Genomic DNA, 19,594 nt, shown 5'->3' on the forward strand with positions numbered 1-19,594 from the left:
CAATATATTGTTATTATATTCTAATAAATTGAATTAAGATATTCATTGGCTCTCAGAGCACGCCAGCTTGTTCCCTCAACCAGAAAGCCGGCGCTGAACGCCGGCTTTCTGGTTCTCTGGATCCCTGGCTCAGAAGAAGCCGCGCTTCTGCCACCAGCCAGCCTTCTTCGGCTTCTTCTCCTCCGCATCAGGGGAGGAGGAGGTGACAACCGGTGCGGTTGCGATCGCTGCGAGATCTGTGCGGGCGCGGCGTTCGGCCGGTGTTTCCTCACGCGTCTCTTCGCTCTCCCCGGCGTCCGTCTCCGATGCCGCGACAGCCGTTTCGGCCGCAGCCGCCGGTTCGTCTCCGCCGGTTTCGGCATCTGTATGGGTGGCAGGCTCTGAAGTCGCAGCAGCTGCCGCGGCCTCTTCCTCCGCAGCCTTGTCAGCGGCGATCTGTGCCTTGGTCCGGCGCTTCTTGCGAGCCGGCTTCGCGGGCTTTTCGTCCGCAGATGCATCAGCAGCTTCGGCCGGTGCCGCTTCTGCCACCGGCGCGTCTTCACTGACGGCTTCGGTCTCGGCGGTGTCGGTACGGACTTCGTTCTCATCGGACATGGTGTCGGATGATGCGGTCACGCCGTCCTCAGACGAGGTCTCGTCAGCTGCTTCCGCCGAACCGTTACCGTCTTCCTCGCGGTTGCGGCGGCCACCGCGTTTGCCCCTGCGGCGGCGCTTGCCGCGGCGCTGGTCGTCGCCATCGCCGTCCGAAGTGGCTTCCGCGGTGTCGCCGTCCGAAGAGCTCTCGTCGCTGGCCTCGTCCTGGTCGGAGCCATCGTCCGCGGAGGCTGACTGACCGTCGCCCTGGCCATTCTCTCCGTCCGACTTGCGGCCACCGCGACGGCGGCGCCGGCGCCGCTTCTTGCCCTGGCCGTCCTCGCGTTCGCCCCGGTCGTCGCTGCGGGCTTCCGATGTGTCTTCGGTTTCGCTGGCTTCGTCTTCGACTTCCTCGACAATGTCCAGGTCGTCATCATCTTCCGGATAGGCCGGCGAATTGATGGTGATGTGGTCGATATTGACCGGTGATTCCACCGCTGCACCACGTTCGATGGTAAAGTGGTTTGCCCCCACCGTTTCGTCGGCCGAGAAGCTGATCGAGACGCCGAAGCGTTTCTCCAGATCGACAACCGTGTCACGCTTGTGGTTGAGCATGTAGAGTGCGGTGTCGGCCGTGGTGCGCACGATGATGTCGTGGGTGGTGTTCTTGAGCAGATGCTCCTCGACACCGCGCAGCACGTGCAGTGCGACCGACGATTGCGACCGGATATGGCCGTTGCCGCCGCAGGTCGGGCAGATCTGCATGGTGCTTTCCAGAACCGAGGCCCTGATCCGCTGCCGCGACATCTCCAGAAGGCCGAAATGCGAGATCCGGCCCACCTGAATGCGGGCACGGTCGTTCTTCAGGCAATCCTTCATCCGCTTTTCAACCGCGCGGTTGTTGCGGTTTTCTTCCATGTCGATGAAGTCGATGACGATCAGGCCTGCCAGGTCGCGCAGGCGGAGCTGGCGGGCAACTTCCTCTGCGGCTTCCAGGTTGGTCTGCAGCGCCGTGTCCTCGATCGAGTGTTCGCGGGTCGAACGGCCCGAGTTGACGTCGATGGCGACCAGCGCTTCGGTCTGGTTGATGATGATGTAGCCGCCGGATTTCAGCGTCACCTGCGGCTGCAGCATCCGGTCGAGCTGGGCTTCGATGCCCGAACGCGCAAAAATCGGATGCAGGTCGCGATAGGGCTGAACCACTTTCGCGTGACTCGGCATCAGCATCTTCATGAAGTCTTTCGCTTCGCGATAGCCTTCCTCGCCCGAAACCACGATTTCGGAGATGTCCTTGTTGTAAAGGTCACGGATCGAACGCTTGATAAGGCTGCCTTCCTCGTAGACGAGGCTCGGCGCCGTTGATTTGAGCGTCAGGTTGCGAACGTTCTCCCACAGCCGCATCAGATATTCGAAGTCACGCTTGACTTCGACCTTGGTGCGGTTGGCACCGGCGGTACGCAGGATGACGCCCATGCCCTTCGGCACTTCGAGCTCACGTGCGATTTCCTTGAGCCGCTTGCGGTCGGGCAGATTGGTGATCTTGCGCGAAATGCCACCACCGCGGGCGGTGTTCGGCATCAGCACGGAATAGCGACCGGCCAGCGACAGGTAAGTCGTCAGGGCAGCGCCCTTGTTGCCGCGTTCTTCCTTGACCACCTGCACCAGCAGGATCTGGCGGCGCTTGATCACTTCCTGGATGCGGTACTGTTTGCGCGGCTTGCGCTGCGAGCGTGTCGGAACCTCTTCCATGGCATCTTCGGAGCCGACCGATTCGACCGATTCGTCGTCGCTGGAAGCGTCGTCGTCATCATTGCCCTTGCGCTTGCGGCGCGAAACCGGCTCGGAGATCTCGTCGGCTTCGACGTCCGCTGCCATCTCGGTCGGCTTGTCGTCGTCATCCTTGCCGGGGTTGGTCTCAGCCGTTGCTTCGGCCTCGTTGGCCTCTGCGGCGGCTGCAAGCTCATCGGCGGAAATCGCGCCGGCTCCGTCGACGCTGCCTTCGTTTGACGTCGCCTCTGCATCATCTGCGGCAGCATCGTCCGAGGCCTTGGCCGGATCTGCAGTCTTCTTGCCGCGGCGGCTGCGGCGTGGCCTGGATTTCGTGCTCTTGCCGTCGTCGCTGCCTTCCTCGTCCTCGGCGGTTTTAGCTTCGGATTTGGACTTTGATTTCGATCTGGATTTGGCTGGGCCTGTGTCGGCTTCGTCGGCACTTTCGAAGTCCGGATCGTTTTCGGCGTCTTCGGCTTCCGCCTGAAGCAGCGCCTGACGATCGGCCAGCGGGATCTGGTAGTAGTCGGGGTGGATTTCCGAAAACGCGAGGAAGCCGTGGCGATTCCCACCATAGTCGACAAAAGCGGCCTGGAGCGACGGCTCCACGCGTGTGACCTTTGCCAGGTAGATGTTTCCGCGGAGCTGTTTCTTGTGCTCCGATTCGAAATCGAATTCCTCTATGCGGTTTCCACGAACGACAACGACGCGGGTCTCCTCGGGATGGGAGGCGTCGATAAGCATTTTTTCTGCCATTGAGTAGTAGCTCCTCGGCGCGCGCTCGACATGAGACTCCGCTCTCCCGAAAACCGGGGCAGGGGATGGCCTGTCGATAGTACGCCGGATGAAAGATATTCCGGTACTCGGCATGGGGCATTGGTCAACATGGCTGTAACCGGAGCATTCTTTGCCCGGGGCCTGTCAACACTTGGGGAAATCCGCATTTGCACCATAAAAGCCGGCCGAAAATTCATTTGCGTGTAGTCCTTGCGGACCGATGAAAGCCCAGAAGGGCACGCGGCAACGGGGCCGCTAAGGTTGTGGCAGGAGTCCTCGCCTGCCGGGTTTGATCACTGTCGTGGCCTTGGTGCTGAGGGAGACTGACTAGCCTCTGCGCATTACGGCCATATTGCCTGGCAGGAGCAGTCAGATTTGGTTCCCGACGTGGAAACTGTGAGCTGGCCGCTCCGGGGAAGGTTTGTTATTGGACGACGGACGATCCGCACTCCTGGCGCCCTAGGCCTGTTGCAGGCGGCGGCCGGAAGGGTGACAGTTCTATCCCGTCAATATACTTACCCTAAGAAAGCTTTTATGGGCTGAGTTGCGATCTGGCAACTGAAAAACATATGCGAACCTGGTTGAGCAATTCTGCAAATTGACGTAGCGCCACTCAACGTAAGGTGCGGGCTGCGCAATCATGGTGAACGAATGGTTAACCTCGATGCGTCATGCTGGATCCGGATATGCAAGGCCAAACGTGCCATTGTCTTGACGCTGTTTGTGTCTAGGAACGGGGCTGCGGGCGACCTTGAACGGCGTCCAAGGGAAGCTGGAAGCAGACGAATGCAAAGATTTGCCAGAACGGGGCGGTTTCTGCGAGGCGGCGGCGAAAGCCTTCCGTCTGCGCGGCATGCATTGCCGCTGGTGCTGGCGCTCGTGCTGGCGGTGGCTGCTCTCCCGTTTGTTTCCCCATCACGAGCCATGCCCGACACTGCGTCGGAAACGAGATTCGTCGCTGTCGCCGCGCGGCTGGCAGGCGATGACAGCCGTGTTCGCCTGGTGCTCGATTTCGAACGTGAGCCCGAGTTCAGCCTGCATTATCTGGAAAATCCCTACCGGGCGGTCATCGATCTGCCGGAGACTGTCTTCGCTTTCGACGAAGAATCGCTTCAGCCACGCGGGCTCGTGTCCTCGGTTCGCTATGGAAACGCGGGCAAGGGCAGTGCACGGATGGTGTTCGAATTTGCCGGGCCGGTCAGCATGCAATTGGTCGAGACCTCCGAGGAAATCTCCGGCGCCATTCACCGCATGGTATTCGACATCACCACGCTTGAGGCGGAAGCCTTCTCGCAGGAGGTCTCGGCATCGAAGTGGAATGAAGCCGGCGAGGATGGTGGACAGGGACAGGCGGCGGAAATACCCGGCGACACACTGACCATCGTGATCGATGCAGGCCATGGCGGCATCGACGGGGGTGCGGAAGGGCCGGCCGGTTCGATGGAAAAGAACATCACGCTGGCTTTCGCCGAATCTCTGAAATCGGCGCTGGAGGCGCAGGACGGCATTCGCGTCGCCATGACCCGGACCGATGACAGCTTCCTGTCGCTTTCGGCTCGGGTGCGGCGGGCTCGCGATGAGTCCGCCGATCTTCTCATGTCGCTTCATGCCGATTCGATTTCGGTCAGGTCGCTGCGCGGGGCCACGGTCTATACACTGTCGGACAAGGCATCCGATGCGCTGGCCCAGTCGCTTGCCGATCAGGAAAACCGGGAGGATGCGATCGTCGGCGCAAGCCTTGAGAATGCGTCTGATGACATCGCGGCAATTCTCGTTGATCTCGCACGTACCGAAACCCGCGTGTTTTCCACCGGACTGGCGCGCCAGGTGATCGATTCCTTCGAAGGTCAGGTCAAGCTCATCAAGAACCCGTTACGCCACGCCGGGTTCCGTGTGCTCCAGGCGCCGGATGTGCCGTCCGTGCTCGTAGAGATGGGCTATTTGTCCAACCCTGAGGACGAAAAGCTGCTCAATGACGAAAAATGGCGGGAAAGCACCGCGCAACTGCTTGCTCAATCGGTGCAGAATTACCGCGAAATGATCTTGGCGGGCAGGCAATGATGGCCGATAAAGCAGAGAGTGATTCCGGCAGGCAGGATGGTTGCTGCCGCATGGGGTCAGCGTCTCTTGGTGGCGCGGTTCGATGCGCGGCACGTGGGCTCCGCGTTTCGAGACGCCCTGAGGCGGTGCGCGGGGTCAGACACGGCGCGTTGCGACGTCCGGCCCGAGGCAGGCAGGATAGGGGAAATGCCGAGGCGCCCTATTTTATTCACATTGTCCGGGCTAACCGGGCAGATGATTTGTTGGGTCCCGGCCTCGGCGTCAGCCGGGTGGGTCAACACGAGAAGCAAACGGTAGCTGGCTGATGATACGACTGATTGGATATTTCTTCGGGATTGGGACCGTGCTGTTTCTGATCGTTGCAGCCGGGATTGCCTGGTACATCGGAGATGTGTCCAAGGATCTTCCTGACTATGAGGTTCTCAACAGCTACGAACCGCCGGTGACGACGCGCGTGCATGCCTCCTCGGGCGAGCTGATGGCCGAATATGCCCGCGAGCGGCGCCTGTTCCTTCCGATCCAGGCCATCCCGGACCGGGTCAAGGCTGCATTCCTGTCGGCCGAAGACAAGAATTTCTATCATCACCCCGGGGTTGATCCGGCCGGTCTCGCCCGCGCCGTCGTCAACAACATCCGGACCGGCGGTCGCCAGGGAGCGTCCACCATCACACAGCAGGTAGCCAAGAACTTCCTGTTGTCATCCGACCAGACCTACGAGCGCAAGATCAAGGAAGCCATTCTCTCCTTCCGCATCGAACAGGCCTATTCGAAGGACCGGATTCTCGAGCTTTACCTCAACGAGATCTTCTTTGGCCTTAACTCCTACGGTATCGCCGGGGCTGCGCTGACCTATTTCAACAAGTCGGTCAACGAACTGACCATCGCCGAAACGGCCTATCTTGCAGCCCTGCCGAAAGCACCCAACAACTATCACCCCTTCCGCCATACCGAGCGTGCTGTCGAACGGCGCAACTGGGTCATCGACCGCATGATCGAAAATGGTTATGTCCGGGCTGACGATGGTGCCGACGCGAAGGCGCAGCCGCTGGGCGTGACACCGCGCAAGACCGGGTCCTACCTGTTCGCCTCGGAGTACTTTGCCGAGGAAGTCCGGCGTGAACTGATCGGCCGCTATGGCAACGACGCGCTTTACGAAGGCGGGCTCTCGGTCAGGACGACGCTTGATCCGAGGCTGCAGGCGATCGCCCGCAAGGCGCTGCAGAAGGGTCTCATCAGCTATGACGAGCGCCGTGGTTTCCGCGGCCCGGTCGAACGCATCGACATCTCCGGAGACTGGGGCGTTCCTCTTGCCGAAGTGGATCCGTTGCGCGATGTGCCCGAATGGCAGCTCGCGGTCGTCCTGTCCGCGTCGGCCGATGCCGTGGAGGTTGGGCTGCGGCCCGGGCGCGAGGTGTCCGGCAAGGTCGAGGATGAGCGGGTCACCGGTACGATCCTTGCGGACAACATGAAATGGGCGTTCCGTCTCAATCTGCCGGGTGAGAAGGCCAGCAACGTCAAGTCTGCTGCCGATGTCCTCAATCCCGGCGACGTGGTCTACGTCCAGCAGCTCGAGCAGGATGGTGCGCAGGTTCTGCGCCTGAGGCAGCCGCCGCAGGTTCAGGGGGCGCTGGTCGCCATGGATCCGCATACGGGCCGTGTTCTGGCCATGGTCGGCGGGTTCTCCTTCGCCCAGTCGGAGTTCAACCGCGCCACCCAGGCTCAGCGCCAGCCCGGTTCGGCCTTCAAGCCGTTTGTCTATGCTGCCGCTCTCGACAATGGCTACACGCCTGCCTCCGTGGTTCTCGATGCGCCGATCGAAATCGTTTCCGGTGGCGAGCTTTGGAAGCCCAAGAACTATGGCGGCGGCTCCGCCGGCCCGTCAACGCTCAGGCTCGGCATCGAGCGGTCGCGTAACCTCATGACCGTGCGGCTTGCCCAGGACATGGGCATGAACCTGGTGGCCGAATATGCCGAGAGGTTCGGTGTCTATGACGACATGCTTCCGGTTCTTGCGATGTCGCTCGGCTCCGGCGAAACCACTGTGATGCGCATGGCCTCGGCCTATTCGGTGCTCGCCAATGGCGGCAAGCAGATCAAGCCGTCGCTGATCGACCGTATCCAGGACCGTTACGGCAAGACCATCTTCAAGCATGAGGAACGCAGTTGCGATGCCTGCATTGCAACTGCCTGGCTTGCCCAGGAGGAGCCGGAGGTTGTCGACACCCGCGAGCAGGTACTCGACCCGATGACCGCCTACCAGATCACCTCGATGATGGAAGGCGTCGTCACCCGCGGAACTGCTGCTAGCAAGATCAATCTCGATCGTCCGACGGCCGGCAAGACCGGCACCACCAACGAGGAAAAGGACGCCTGGTTCATGGGCTATACCGCCGACCTGGTGGCGGGCGTCTTCATCGGCTTTGACAATCCGACGCCGATGGGCCGCGGTTCCACCGGCGGCGCGCTCGCGGCCCCGGTCTTCAACGAGTTCATGCAGGGCGCGCTTGAAGGCACCAGGCCCGCGGATTTCCGTGTTCCCCAGGGCATGAAGCTGATCGCCATCAACCGCAAGACCGGCATGCAGGCCTTTGAAGGCGAGGGCGATGTGATCATGGAAGCATTCAAGCCCGGCACCGGTCCTTCCGATGTCTACTCGGTCATCGGTCTTGAGGAGTTTGCCACCGGCGACGCCATTACAACCATATCGCCGCAGGCCAACCAGGCCGTGGTCAACGGCGTTGGCGGGCTCTACTGACGCTCCGGACAATCGTCACCTTTGACGCCTTTACATCGCGCGGAGCGGACCTTATGGTCCGCCCGCTTCGGTAAGAATGCTTGCCACATACCAGCATGGAACAAGAGAACAATGCGTGCAGAAACCCAGGTCGTTGTCGACGAAATCAAGCAGGCCATAAGCCTGCTGAGGAGGCATCTTTGACTGGGAACCTGCTCAAAAACGTCTCGAATGGCTGAACGCCAAGGCTGAAGATCCGTCAATCTGGGATGATGCTCAGGAAGCACAGAAGCTGATGCGCGAGCGGCAGCATCTCGATGATTCGATAAATGGACTGAAGCGGCTCGAATCCCAGCTCTCCGACAATCTCGAACTCATCGAGATGGGCGAGGAGGAGGGCGATGCGGACATCGTCTCCGAGGCCGAGGCGGCGCTCAAGGAGCTCAGAACCGAAGTCACACGCCAGCAGATCGAATCGTTGCTGTCGGGCGAAGCCGACAGCAACGACACTTATCTGGAAGTCCACTCCGGCGCGGGCGGCACCGAAAGCCAGGACTGGGCCAACATGCTTCTGCGCATGTACACCCGCTGGGCCGAGCAGCACGGCATGAAGGTCGAGCTGATGGAAATCCATGATGGCGAGGAAGCCGGCATCAAGTCCGCAACGCTGCTGGTCAAGGGCCACAACGCCTATGGCTGGCTGAAGACCGAATCGGGCGTTCACCGCCTGGTGCGGATTTCGCCCTATGACAGCCAGGCCCGCCGGCATACCTCGTTCTCGAGCATTTGGACCTACCCGGTGATCGACGATTCGATCGATGTCGACATCAATGAGAGCGACTGCCGCATTGACACCTACCGCGCCTCAGGCGCCGGTGGACAGCACGTCAACACCACTGATTCCGCGGTCCGCATCACCCACAATCCGACCGGCATCGTGGTCCAGTGCCAGCAGGAACGCTCGCAGCACAAGAACCGCGCCAAGGCATGGGACATGCTGCGTGCCAGGATCTACGAAGCCGAGCTGAAAAAGCGCGAGGAAGCGGCCAATGCAGAGGCCGCATCGAAGACCGAGATCGGCTGGGGCCACCAGATCCGTTCCTACGTTCTTCAGCCCTATCAGCTGGTCAAGGACCTGCGCACCGGAACCGAAAGCACCAATCCGCAGGGCGTGCTCGACGGTGATCTCGACGAATTCATGGAAGCCGCGCTCGCCCAGCGTGTCTACGGTGGCGGTGAAGACGTCGCTGACATCGACTGATCACGGTGGAGCGGTTCTTCCCGCACCAGTGAGAACCGCAGGATGCGGCTTCACCGCGTCAACGCCGAGCGGATCAGGCTGAAGCCCGCCAGCGCGAACAGGCCTGCGGCGATACCATCGATCCACCGTCTCGACTTTCGGTACCCGGCCATGAAGCCGGGCAGCGAGAAGGTCAGGGCATATCCTGCGTAGTTTACAAACCCGAGCACTGCACAGATCAGCGTGGCGGTGGCCACCGCCTGGGCATCTGTCTCCTGCCCAAGTCCCATCGACAGCGCAGCCATCCAGGCAACCACGGCTTTCGGGTTCGACAGGTTGAGCACGAGGCCGCGCCAGAACCATCCGCCCATCTGCACGCTGACGATGGTGTCTTCGGTTCTCCGTGCCGCGGACCGACCCGACTGGATTGCCAGCCAGACAAGATAGGCGCCGCCACACAATTTCAGAAGCGTCAGCAGCACGGTGGTGCCCAGCACGACGACCCCGAGTCCGGTTGCCGCCACGAAGCCCCAGAAGGCCAGCCCGGTCGACAGACCGAGCCCGAAGAACAAACCGGCCCTGCGGCCTGAATGTATTGCCACCGTTGCCAGTGCCAGATTTGCTGGGCCGGGGGATACGGTGACAATGAAGAACGCCGCAGCAATGGTCAGATAACTCTCGATGTTCTCCATCTTGTCCTCATGTGGTGCGGCAGTGAGAAGGCCGAAGGCTCTGTCCCGACATCGGCAAAGACTCGCCGGCGTGCCGGCAATGTATCACGGCATCAGTTGCTCGACTGTTCCACCTGAACGTCGCCAAACTGGTCGACATACAGGGCCCAGGTCTCCGGTTCGACCACATTGGGTGCGGTCTTGAGATAGATATAGGCGCCGAAGCCCTGCTGCGCGGCGGCCCCGGTCGAATCCTCCGGCCTGATATCGGTCACATAGGCGCCAAGGCTGTTGATCTCTTCAATGGCGGAGCTTTCCAGAAGCTGCGGCCCGTCCGGCGTCAGCGCGATGTGCTGAAGCTCCACCAGCGAACGGTTGTCTTCACCACGAACGGCGATCAGCCGGTAATAGCCGCGCTGCTGCGACCCGGCCTCTTCGCCGGTCTTTTCCCAGTAGCCGCCGCTGGTGACGAACAGGATGCGGGGAGACAGTGTGGCCGCCAACCCGTTTGGCTCCTGGGCGGATGCGGTCAGCGAAGTGGCGGGCACGAGCCAGACCAGCAACAGCAGAACTTTCGACAGGGTTCGGATCATCAGCACAACCTCCTGTTTTACGGGGTCAGTAAAGGAATTGTTCGGCCAATATGCGGTCGTTCCAGGAATGGCTTGAATCGGTGAGGATGCGGGTCGTCGATTCCTTCGATTCCGCCACCTGCACCTGGGTTACGGATTTGACCTCGATGTGATCTGCCACCGCGTTCACCGGTCGTTTTTCCGGTTCGAGCACGTCGATGGTCACCTTGACCTTGTTGGGCAGCAGCGCGCCACGCCAGCGCCGCGGACGGAACGGGCTTACCGGTGTCAGCGCAAGCAATTGGGCGTCGAGCGGCAGGATCGGACCGTGGGCGGACAGATTGTAGGCCGTCGAGCCCGCTGGCGTCGCCACCATCAGCCCGTCGCAGATGAGTTCCTCCATCCGCATCTGACCGTCGATCGACAGTTTCAGCTTGGCTGCCTGATAGCTCTGCCTGAGCAGCGAGACCTCGTTGATGGCGAGCGCCGTGTGGGTCGCTCCGTGTGCATCCCTGGCGGTCATTTCGAGCGGGCGGATGATGTTCTCCACCGCGGCCGCGATCCGCCCCGGCAGGTCCTCGTCCGAGTAATCGTTCATCAGGAATCCGACCGACCCCCGGTTCATGCCATAAACCGCCCGGCCGCTGTTCATCTGTTCGTGCAGCGTCTGCAGCATGAAGCCGTCGCCGCCCAGCGCCACGATGATGTCTGCCTCCTGAGGACGCGTGTTGCCGTAGAGCGCCGCGAGATGGACCGCGGCTGCCTGGGCGTCCGGCGCCGATGAGGCAATGAAACTGAATTTCCAAGTCATGTGATGAGCTTACTCCAACGCCTCGGCAGACAATGGCGATTGGACCGTCAGGATGCAAGGGCAGGCGGCATGAGGGGTATGAAATGCTGTGCAGGTTCGAATCTGCCGTGGCAGAAAAGGTTGCCCCGGCCTTCTGGCTGTTTTCCGATTGTCAGAAAGCCGGCTTGTTCGCAGTGCTAAACGGCAACTGACGGCGTTTGCTGCGAAACGGTCCTGCCGGTCCACGCAGGCTGGATGCGCAGGGCCCGAAGCGCATTCAAAATGACAGCGACATCGATCACTTCCTGCAGCAAGGCCCCTTCGACCGGAGTCAGATAACCGAAGGCGGCGGCGATCATGCCCGCCACTGACAGGCTGATACCCACGGCGACGCTTTCAAACGCGATCCGCTGTGCCCTCTGGGCCACTTCCAGGCCCGACAGCAGCCGGTCGAGGTGATCGACCAGCAGCACCACGTCGGCAGCTTCCGCGGAAGCGGCCGCGCCCCTGGCACCCATGGCCACCCCGATATCGGCCGCCGCCAGCGCCGGCGCATCGTTGACCCCGTCGCCGACCATCATCACCGGGCCGTTCTTGCGTTCGCTCAAGACCAGCAGGACTTTCTGGTCAGGCGTCAGGTCCGCCCGGACCGCATCGAGCCCGAGACCTTCGGTTATGGCCTCGGCGACCGCACGGCGATCGCCGGTGGCAAGCAGAATGCGCTCGATCCCCCGGCTGCGCAGGCCCGCCAGCATGTCGGTCGTGCCTGTGCGCAGGGTATCGGCCATGACCACGTGCCCTGCTGCCTCGCCGTCCACGGCAAGAACCACCATGACTTCACCGGTGTCGGCGACGGTTTTCCTGTTGAGCGGCAGCCCGAGCCGTGCGCCAATGAATCCGGCCCCCCCGACCGCGACTCTTCGCCCGTCGATTGTGCCGGTAATGCCTTCGCCCGGTGTTTCCACCAGATTTTCGGGGAATGGCAGTTTTTCTCCACGCGCCCGTGCTTCGGCCACGAGCGCCTGGGCGATGGGATGTTTGGACGCCTGGTCCAGCGCCGCGGCCAATTGGAGTATTTCGGCCTGACATAGTTCGCCATAACTTTCGATGGACACGATCACCGGGCGGCCATCCGTCAAGGTGCCGGTCTTGTCGAGCACCAGCGTCTTGATGCGCGCCAGTGCTTCGAGCGGTTTCGCGCCCTTGATCAGAACGCCGAAATGGGCGGCCCGGGACAGTCCCGCCACCAGCGCCACCGGCACCGCCAGGATCAGCGGGCAGGGCGTGGCCACCACCAGGACCGCAACCGCCCGGATCGGATCGCCGGTTGCCCACCAGGCAGCGGCGGCAATCGCCACGGTGACGGCGAGAAACACCAGGGAATAGCGGTCGGCCATCCGCGCCATCGGTGCTTTCGACTTCTGCGCCGCTTCGACCAGCCGGACGATGCCGGCATAGGTGCTGTCGCGGGCCGGGCGCGTTGCCTTCAGGTCGAACGCCTCGCCGGCATTGGTCGCTCCGCTCATCACCTCTGCGCCGCGGTCGAGCCGGACCGGCAGTGATTCCCCGGTAAGCGCGGACTGGTCCAGCATTGCCCGGTCACTTGCCACGGTTCCGTCCACCGGAGCCACGTCCCCTTGTCGGATCAGCAACAGGTCGCCCGGCCGGATATCGTCGAGCGGCACCTCTTCAAGCGTGCCGTCGCGTCGCCGAGATGCGGTGCGTGGAACCCGCGACAACAGGTTATGCATCTCCCGCCGCGCGCGCCCTTCGGCGAAACTCTCGAGGAACGTGCCGCCCGAATACATCAGTGCAACCACCGCCGCGGCCAGGGTTTCGTTGAAAACCAGGGCCGCAGACATCGACAGCGCTGCAACGATGTCGAGGCCGACCTCGCCCTTTCTCAGGCTTCTTACGATTTCGATGATCAATCCTGCCAGCACCGGCAGGACACCGGCCGTCCAGACCAGATCGGCCGCCTGTGTCAGGCCGGACAGGCTCAACGCAATTCCGCCAACCAGGCCGGCAAGCGCGATCACCAGAAGCGCGACCTTGAAACGGTCGTGAAGAAATTCTTTCATCTGAGCTGCGCTGTCCCTGTGTGGCCTGATGGTCGCCTAAACCAAGTATTAGACCAGCCAATGTCATACGGCATTGCTCGAGATCAATGTGAGCAAGTCTTCCATGGCTTGTCATGTCATGTCGGCAGGCTAATGATGCCATCATTGATGGGTTCGGGAGCGGGATGGATGTCGATGTCACATACGCAAGTGCCACTTTGGCTGCTTGTTGCGCTGCAGGCTGCGGTTTCCGGCGTCAGTCTGGTCGTTGAAATCGTCGCCGGCAGGATGCTGGCGCCCTATGTCGGCATGTCGCTTTACACCTGGACCTCGATTATCGCGGTGGTGCTCGCCGGATTTTCCATCGGTCACTGGTGGGGCGGCCATATTGCCGAACGTCCGGCCCGGCAGGCCCTCTCTCTGACCGGATGGGTGATGCTGGCGGCAGCAGTGTCAACCGCGGGCGCGCTGTTGCTGCTTCGGGTGATCGGCGGGCCGGTGCTGGCCGCGGTCGAGCACCCGGTCTGGGCCATTGTCACGCTCACCTGCGGCGTGTTCTTTCTGCCATCGCTGTTTGCCGGCGTTCCGGCGCCCGTTCTGGCGCAGATTGCCGTCATGAAAGAACAGTCCCAATCCGGCCGATCGCTGGGCGCCATGTTCGCGTCCGGCGCGGTGGGTGCGATTGCCGGAACCCTGCTTGCCGGGTTCGTCTTCATTCCGTGGCTCGGCACAGCGCTGACGCTTGCCATCGTCACCGTCATCTATCTCGGCGCGTCCGCCATCCTGTTCGCGCTCGCCCGTCCGGTCCGGCAGGGGGCCGCAGCGCTGGCCGTTGCGGCGCTGGCAATCGTGCTCGCCGGGCTATCGCTCACGCGTGTGTCGAGCTGCACCACGGAAAGCCAGTATTTCTGCATCCGGGTGCTCGACGTCTCCGCCGACCAGGAGTCCCCGGTGCGGCGACTGGTGCTCGATCACCTTTCCCACGGCACCAGCGCGCGCGACCTCCCACGCACGATGTTTTCCGAGTTTACGGCCATGTTTGATGCGATTGCCCGGGGTCGGCTGGAGCCGGGGCCGTTCTCTGCCTTTTTCATAGGTGGAGGCACCTATTCGGTGCCGCGTGCGTGGGCTGACCGCAAGACAGGCCCGATCACCGTGGCCGAGATCGATCCGCAAGTCACACGCTCTGCCATCGAGAATTTCTGGCTGGAGCCGGAACACATGATGATTGTCGACGAGGATGCCCGTGTCGCCCTGCAGAAGAGGGCCGGCGCGCGTTACGATGTCATCGTCGGTGACGCATTCGGCGACATTGCCGTGCCATCGCACCTGATCACCCAGGAGTTCTTTCAGCTGGTCCGCTCGCGCCTGGCCGACGACGGCGTCTTCCTGATGAATGTGGTTGATTTTCCCGAACGCCTTCAGGCGCTGAGCGCCATTGCCGCGACCTTGCGCTCGGTGTTTCCGAGCGTCGAGATCTGGACCGAGCAAACCCGGCCAGCCCCGGGCGAGCAGAGGGTCTTCGTTCTGGTTGCGGCAGACAGGCCCACGGCGTTCTCCTCCGTCGTTGCAGAGGCACCCGAACCGACACGCTTTGCCGCCATGGCCGACAGTTTCACCGACCAACTTATCGCCCAAAGCTCTCCGGCAATCCTGACCGACGATTTCGCCCCTATAGACCGACTTCTGGGCGGCAGTTTCTGAGACAGTTGCAGACAGTCATTTGATTGCGTTGAAGTGGAAGCCTCCATTGAAGAGGCTTCCGCTGATCTGGATCATCGCGCGCTATCGAGGCGGGGCCGAGAGTCTCCATGGACGGCTTCGGCAATTGCGTTGCGCGTCACCTCTGCCAAGGCCATATGAACCCGAATTGTCCGGATTGGCTTGTTGGCCTCCATGATGCCGATCACGGTTTCGATGTCCGGACAGCCTTCGTCCCGGCAGGCAAGTTCAACGACGCTGACCGGCGTGTCTTCTGGCAGATCCACCAAGTGGCGGACCCAGGCCCTTATCTCGGTCGATTTCACCTGAAGCCGGTTGGTCCTGGGAGCAAGCGGGTTGACGAAGCTCTTCATCCAAGGCGTCCTTCCTCGCCCGCAATGCACTTTCTGAAACCGTTCTCGATGATGTCGCGCGGCAGGTCCCGGCCTATGAACACTATCCGGGTCAGACGTGCCTCTTCGGGCTTCCATGGTCGCTGGTGATTGCCTTCCAGCAGCATGTGAACACCCTGCATGACATAACGGTCGTCATCTGCTTCGAAGGCGATGATCCCCTTCATGCGCAGCATGTCGATGCCAAAGTGCTGGGCCACGGACTGAATCCAGGGAAAGAACCGCTCCGGCAAGAGCGGCTCGTTGCTTGTGAGCGAGAAACTTGTGACGTGATCATCATGCTCATGATCGTGGAAATGCTCGAGGAAATCGGGTTCAAGTTCCAGCACCCTGTCGAGGTCGAAGGCGTTGCGGCCGATCACCTGATCGAGCGGTACCTGGCAGCGTTCGCTGCGGCTGAGGACGGCGGTCGGATTGATCCTGCGGATTCGCGCCTCGACCTTGGCCAGTTCCTGTTCGCTGACAAGGTCGATCTTGTTGATCAGGATGATGTCGGCGAACGCCAACTGTTCCTGAGCCTCGTGCGCCTTCTCGATTTCGCCCAGGAGATGCCTGGCGTCCACGACGGTTACGATGGCATCGAGCGTCGTCTTTGATCGCACGTCTTCATCGACAAAGAACGTTTGCGCCACCGGGGCGGGATCGGCGAGTCCGGTCGTCTCGACAAGGATCGCGTCGAAACGGTTCCGGCGTTTCAGAAGGCTGTCGATGATGCGGATCAGGTCGCCGCGCACGGTGCAGCAAATGCAACCATTGTTCATTTCGAAGACTTCCTCGTCTGCGTCGACGACAAGATCATTGTCGATTCCGACGTCCCCGAATTCGTTGACGATCACCGCATAGCGCTTGCCGTGATCTTCGGTCAGAATGCGATTGAGGAGCGTTGTCTTTCCTGAGCCGAGATAGCCGGTGAGGACCGTGACAGGAATTGTATTGATGGCGTTCATGAGGATCTCCGCGAAAGAGTGGTGAGATAGGAAGAAAGCCGGGAAGACAGCGCCGCGAGGGTGGCGCTGATGGGGCTCAGGAGCCGGCCGAATGGGGATGGCGTCCCGGCGATCACGGCCGAAAACAGGTCGCGAACCGGCTCGGGGTCGATGCCTGACGTGATGAACACCATGCGGGTTCGGCGGTCGCCATCCGGCCATGCTTCCAGCCGCACAGGGTCGGACATGCAATGCTGTACGCCGTGGATGATCCGGGGGCATTCGGGCTCGTCCTCAAGGCCGACGATGCCCTTGACCCGCAGCAGATGCTGTCCGGCGGACTGCTGCAGCAACGACAGGAACCGGGAGAGCCGGGCTTCATCCATGGGCGTATCGTGAATGATGCTGAAGCTTCGGATGCCTGAGCCATGCCGTGCTGGTCGCTGGCGCTCGTTTGAAGCATGCACATGGCGCGTCTCCGCCGCCAGAACTGCTTCCAGCGCTAGCCAGCCGGAAACCTCCTCTCCGCGCTCGATGACCGAGTAGGGGCGGGGCGCAAACAGGCTGGCAGGGTCGGCTTCCGCGCGGTCGACAATCGCGGCGGTCGCGTTGAACACGCGAAGGTCCTGCGGCAGGGCAGCGATGTCCGAGAGGGTCGCGGGATCCTTTGCCAGATCAGTCTTGGTCAGGACAATACGGTCGGCAAAGGCGATCTGCTTCATCGCCTCGAAGTGCCGCTCGATGCTGAGCTCACCCAGTATGATATCATATAACGTAACGAAGCCCGCCAAATAAAACTCGCTGTCGACCGTCCGGTCACGCATTGTTTGGGTATCGTTATCCTTGGCCATGAGCGCATTGACCAGGGGAGCGGGGTCGCCCAGTCCGCTCATCTCGACAATCACCCGGGAAAAGGCCGGCGCAAGTCCAGCGGACGCTGCGCAATGCAGGTCGAACAGTGTCGCCCTGATATCGGTGGTGCCTGAGCAGCACAGGCAGCCGGTAGAGGTCTGGCTGATGGTGGTTTCGCCCTGGCGCACCAGCAGGTGATCGATGGCGACATCGCCGAACTCGTTGATGATGACCGCGGTATCTTCAAAAGACGGATCAGCCAGCACCTGGTTGAGCAGCGTCGACTTGCCCGAGCCGAGAAATCCGCTCAGGAAAAACACCGGTATCCGCTCGGGCAGGGCCATGGCTTCACGCCACCTGGCACGTACGGCAGATGCCGCGCAGTTCGATGGTCGTCTTCTTCAAAGCGAAACTGGCGTCGCCCGCCAGTTGTTTCACCCGCTTGGCAAGGGCGTTGTCGGTGATCTCGTTGACCTGTCCGCACTTCTCGCAAATCATGAAGGCGATAGTGTTGTCCCCGTCGCAGCCCGGATGACTGCAGGCGACGAAGGCGTTGAGGCTTTCGAGCCTGTGCACCATGCCGAACTCCACCAGCTTGTCCAGCGCGCGGTAGACCTGGAGAGGCGCGCGAAAGCCGTTGTCTCGAAGCTGGTCGAGAATGGTGTAGGCGCTCAGCGGACCTTTCGACCGGGTCAGGGCGCCCATCACCAGGGACTGGTTCTTTGTCAGGTCCATTGCCTCGTGAACATGTTCATTCATGACCGGGCTCCTTTCTGGGGTTCGTTCGCACTCTTTACCGGCTCCATGGTCTGCGTTTTCCTGCGCGAGAAGACTGGAAAGAGTGACAGGATGAACAGAAGCAGGGCTGCGACCACGATGCTCGGGCCGGCAGGCGTGTCCCATTCCAGCGATCCGAAGAGGCCTCCAACCACCGCCGCCGACCCGATGACCGCTGCCAGCAGCGCCATCTGTTCGGGGCCTGATGAAAACCGGCGCGCGGTGGCTGACGGAATGATCAGCATCGCCGTGATCAGCAGCACCCCGACAATCTTCATCGAAATGGCGATCACCGCGGCCATCAGCAACATGAAGATGATGTTGACCCGTTCCGGGTTCATGCCTTCGGCTTCCGCCAGTTCGCGGTTGATGGTGGCGGCAAACAGCGGCCGCCAGATCACGGCAAGGATGGCGAGCACCACCCCGCCACCGAGCCAGATAATGGCGATATCCATTTTCGAGACCGCGAGAATGTCACCGAACAGGAAGCCCATCAGATCCATGCGGATCCATGTCATGAACGCAAGGGCAACGAGGCCCAGGGCAAGAGCTGAGTGGGCCAGCAAGCCGAGCAACGCGTCCGATGACAGCGTTCCCTGCTTCTGCAACAGCAGCAGGGCAATGGACACACAGGCGGAGACGCCGAAGACGGCCAGCGTGATATTGATCTCGAAGAGAAAGGCAAGCGCCACGCCAAGCAGAGCCGCGTGCGACAGCGTATCGCCGAAATAGGCGAGCCTGCGCCAGACGATGAAGCAGCCGAGCGGACCGGCCACAAGCGCCACTCCGATGCCGGCAAGGATGGCGCGGGTGAAGAAGTCGTCAAGCATCGGATTTGCCCTCGCTGCCGGGGTGATGGTGATGCCCGTCCTCTGGGTGGCAATGCTCGGTGATGCTGCCATCCCCATGCTGCACGCGTCCGTCGGGCAGATGCGTGTGATCATGATGGTGCTCGTAGACCGCGAGCGTCGACGCAGCGCGGGCGCCGAAGAGAGCCTTGTACTCGGCGCTCGAGGCTACCACCGTCGGCGTGCCCGAACAGCAGACATGGCCGTTGAGGCAGATCACCCGGTCGGTGGCCGCCATGACCACATGCAGATCATGGGAAATCAGTAGGATGCCACAATGCATCTCGTCGCGGATTCGCTTGATCAGATCGTAAAGCGCGATCTCGCCCGAAAAATCGACGCCCTGAACCGGTTCGTCGAGCACCAGAAGATCGGGTTTTCGGGCAACGGCGCGCGCCAGCATCACCCGCTGGAACTCGCCGCCGGACAGGGTGCGCACCTCCGCGTCCGCCAGATGACTGACGCCGGTGGATGCCATGGCGCTTTCTGCCGCATGAACGCTGACATGGCCGGTCAGCCGCATGAAACGGCGCACCGTGAGCGGAAGCGTCCAGTCGACGGCCAGTTTTTGCGGGACATAGGAAACCTTCAGATCGGCGCGGCGCTGAACAACGCCCTCATCCGGCTTGAGGATACCCAGCGCCATCTTCGCAGTCGTCGATTTTCCCGATCCGTTTGGGCCGATCAAGGTCACGATTTCTCCCGGCTCAATGGCAAGGTTCACACCGCGCACAAGCCAGCGGCCGGCGCGATGAATGCCGGCATTGTCCAGCGTGGCGAGAGAATCAGGTTTCTGCAGCATGAATGATATGAACGGCTTCGTGGTGATCAT

15 protein-coding genes are annotated in these 19,594 nt (G+C 61.6%); 4 read left to right on the plus strand and 11 right to left on the minus strand.

Features of this window, described 5'->3' with window-relative positions:
* Positions 1-129: 129 nt before the first annotated feature.
* The gene (locus GTW23_RS18680; RefSeq protein WP_252916883.1) at positions 130-3,096 is read right to left on the minus strand and encodes an Rne/Rng family ribonuclease; all 2,967 of its coding nucleotides are present in this window, start codon (positions 3,094-3,096) and stop codon (positions 130-132) included.
* Positions 3,097-3,903: 807 nt separating this feature from the next.
* On the opposite strand from GTW23_RS18680, the gene GTW23_RS18685 reads away from it, so the two are divergent.
* From GTW23_RS18685 to prfB, 3 genes are all read left to right on the plus strand, one after another.
* A complete protein-coding gene (locus GTW23_RS18685) occupies positions 3,904-5,178 on the plus strand; it encodes an N-acetylmuramoyl-L-alanine amidase (protein WP_193217272.1) in 1,275 nt (424 codons plus the stop codon).
* Positions 5,179-5,482: 304 nt separating this feature from the next.
* Positions 5,483-7,933, plus strand: a complete 2,451-nt coding sequence (locus GTW23_RS18690) for a penicillin-binding protein 1A (protein WP_252916884.1) — start codon at positions 5,483-5,485, stop codon at positions 7,931-7,933.
* Positions 7,934-8,044: 111 nt separating this feature from the next.
* A protein-coding gene (prfB, locus tag GTW23_RS18695; RefSeq protein WP_152009120.1) for a peptide chain release factor 2 occupies positions 8,045-9,173 on the plus strand; the annotation gives its coding sequence in 2 pieces (ribosomal slippage) (positions 8,045-8,113 and positions 8,115-9,173; 1,128 coding nt in all).
* 50 nt (positions 9,174-9,223) lie between these two features.
* Here prfB and GTW23_RS18700 read toward each other — a convergent pair.
* The 4 genes from GTW23_RS18700 to GTW23_RS18715 all read right to left on the minus strand — a co-directional run bounded on the left by GTW23_RS18700 (position 9,224) and on the right by GTW23_RS18715 (position 13,266).
* A complete protein-coding gene (locus GTW23_RS18700) occupies positions 9,224-9,844 on the minus strand; it encodes a LysE family translocator (protein ID WP_252916885.1) in 621 nt (206 codons plus the stop codon).
* 92 nt (positions 9,845-9,936) lie between these two features.
* Complete coding sequence (locus GTW23_RS18705) at positions 9,937-10,416, minus strand: hypothetical protein (protein WP_252916886.1); 480 nt, start codon at positions 10,414-10,416, stop codon at positions 9,937-9,939.
* 25 nt (positions 10,417-10,441) lie between these two features.
* Positions 10,442-11,206 (minus strand): NAD kinase, encoded by a 765-nt coding sequence (locus GTW23_RS18710; RefSeq protein WP_152009117.1) that lies wholly within the window; start codon positions 11,204-11,206, stop codon positions 10,442-10,444.
* Between the two features lie 176 nt (positions 11,207-11,382).
* Positions 11,383-13,266 carry a heavy metal translocating P-type ATPase gene (locus GTW23_RS18715; RefSeq protein WP_252916887.1) on the minus strand — a complete coding sequence of 628 codons (1,884 nt, stop codon included), beginning with the start codon at positions 13,264-13,266 and terminating at the stop codon, positions 11,383-11,385.
* Positions 13,267-13,440: 174 nt separating this feature from the next.
* Here GTW23_RS18715 and GTW23_RS18720 point away from each other — a divergent pair, with 174 nt between their 5' ends.
* Positions 13,441-14,949 (plus strand): fused MFS/spermidine synthase, encoded by a 1,509-nt coding sequence (locus GTW23_RS18720; RefSeq protein WP_252916888.1) that lies wholly within the window; start codon positions 13,441-13,443, stop codon positions 14,947-14,949.
* A 71-nt stretch (positions 14,950-15,020) separates the two neighbouring features.
* On the opposite strand, the gene GTW23_RS18725 is transcribed toward GTW23_RS18720, so the two are convergent.
* From GTW23_RS18725 to GTW23_RS18750, 6 genes are read right to left on the minus strand one after another with little or no spacing between them, the layout of a single operon-like run.
* On the minus strand, positions 15,021-15,320 hold the full coding sequence (locus GTW23_RS18725; protein WP_252916889.1) for a nitrate reductase: 300 nt from the start codon (positions 15,318-15,320) through the stop codon (positions 15,021-15,023).
* Positions 15,317-16,306, minus strand: coding sequence for a CobW family GTP-binding protein (locus tag GTW23_RS18730; RefSeq protein ID WP_152009113.1), 990 nt, complete (start codon positions 16,304-16,306; stop codon positions 15,317-15,319). The genes GTW23_RS18725 and GTW23_RS18730 overlap by 4 nt, the downstream gene beginning before the upstream one ends.
* Positions 16,303-17,481: a CobW family GTP-binding protein gene (locus tag GTW23_RS18735; RefSeq protein ID WP_252916890.1), complete on the minus strand. Its 1,179-nt coding sequence runs from the start codon at positions 17,479-17,481 to the stop codon at positions 16,303-16,305. Before GTW23_RS18735 ends, GTW23_RS18730 begins: the two co-directional genes overlap by 4 nt.
* 4 nt (positions 17,482-17,485) lie before the next feature.
* Positions 17,486-17,896, minus strand: coding sequence for a Fur family transcriptional regulator (locus tag GTW23_RS18740; RefSeq protein ID WP_152009111.1), 411 nt, complete (start codon positions 17,894-17,896; stop codon positions 17,486-17,488).
* Entirely contained in the window at positions 17,893-18,744 is an 852-nt protein-coding gene (locus GTW23_RS18745) for a metal ABC transporter permease (RefSeq protein WP_252916891.1), read from the minus strand. The genes GTW23_RS18740 and GTW23_RS18745 overlap by 4 nt, the downstream gene beginning before the upstream one ends.
* The gene (locus tag GTW23_RS18750; RefSeq protein WP_152011539.1) at positions 18,737-19,564 is read right to left on the minus strand and encodes an ATP-binding cassette domain-containing protein; all 828 of its coding nucleotides are present in this window, start codon (positions 19,562-19,564) and stop codon (positions 18,737-18,739) included. The genes GTW23_RS18745 and GTW23_RS18750 overlap by 8 nt, the downstream gene beginning before the upstream one ends.
* Positions 19,565-19,594: the final 30 nt, after the last annotated feature.

It is taken from the genome of Parahoeflea alexandrii, assembly GCF_024105735.1.
In the GTDB taxonomy this organism is placed as follows: domain Bacteria; phylum Pseudomonadota; class Alphaproteobacteria; order Rhizobiales; family Rhizobiaceae; genus Hoeflea; species Hoeflea alexandrii.